The sequence below is a fragment of the Saccharomonospora iraqiensis subsp. paurometabolica YIM 90007 genome (genome assembly GCF_000231035.2).
Classification (GTDB): domain Bacteria; phylum Actinomycetota; class Actinomycetes; order Mycobacteriales; family Pseudonocardiaceae; genus Saccharomonospora; species Saccharomonospora paurometabolica.
The window spans coordinates 45,851-46,871 of the sequence record NZ_KI912215.1 but is presented as its reverse complement, the minus strand read 5'-3'; the positions used below and the strand labels follow the sequence as shown (position 1 = coordinate 46,871).

Genomic DNA, 1,021 nt, shown 5'->3' with positions numbered 1-1,021 from the left:
ACCAGCAGGGCGGTACCACCGGCCTCGGCGACGGCCTCGTCCGCCCCGACGGGCACGATCCCGTCCCGGACCACCACGACGGCGACGGCGTCCCCGGTCACCGCGGCCCCGCCCCGGGCCGTGCCCGTGCCGGTCGGACCCGGCGGGGCGTCGTCGGTCGTGTGTCCGCTCGGCTCCCGCGCGGTCACAGTGCCACCCCCACCCGGTGTCCCTCCACCACGGCGGCGTGCGCGCGCCGGGGCGTCACACAGTCGCCCACCCGGTGGACCTCGAACTCCTCCGTGCCGGACAGCTCCCGCCACAGGGCGTCCTCGGGGGCCTGGTGCGTCGCGCACACCACCCAGTCGCAGGACACGTCGGTCATCTCCCCGGTGGTGTGCGTGAGCACGTGCAGCACCACACCGCCGTCGCGGTCGCCGTCACCGCCGGGGTCCGCGGCGCGGTCGGCGCCCAGCACCACCTCGTCGGTGGTGCTCGTGATGCCCTTGTCCGCGGCGCGGACGCGGAAGTTCTCCATGTCCAGCGTGATGCCGAGGTCCTGGCCGACCACCATGCCGGAGGTGGAGATCCGCACCGAGCAGCCCCGGTCGGCCAGCAGCTCCGCCACCGAGGTCGCCTGGTGGAAGCCGAGGTCGTCGAGCACGACCACCGCACCCGTCGGCGCGGCCCGGCCTTCGAGCACGTCCCGCACGTCCACGACCCGCTCCAGGCCGTCGGCCCAGTGCGGAGGCTCGGGCCGTGCGCCGGTGGCGAGGACGACGGCGTCCGGGCGGAGTCGGCGCACGCGCTCCGCGTCGGCGTCCACCCCGGTGCGCAGGTCCACGCCCAGCCTGCGGCACTCGGCCAGCGAGTTGCGCACCACGTCGAGGAACTCGGCGCGGGTCGGCACGCTCGCCGCCACGGCCACCTGACCGCCGGTCTCCGGTCCGCGTTCCAGCAGGATCACCTCGTGCCCGGCACCCGCGGCCGTCGCCGCGGCCTCCAACCCGGCGGGGCCGCCGCCGACCACCACCACGCGCCG

At 76.6% G+C, this 1,021-nt stretch carries 2 protein-coding genes; both read right to left on the bottom strand.

The features are described from left to right. The coding region (locus SACPADRAFT_RS32340; protein WP_040924024.1) for a hypothetical protein at positions 1-188 on the bottom strand (188 nt) is incomplete at its 3' end. After that, positions 185-1,021: FAD-dependent oxidoreductase (locus tag SACPADRAFT_RS0206600; protein ID WP_007027746.1), on the bottom strand; the 837-nt coding region annotated here is incomplete at its 5' end. The genes SACPADRAFT_RS32340 and SACPADRAFT_RS0206600, both read right to left, overlap by 4 nt.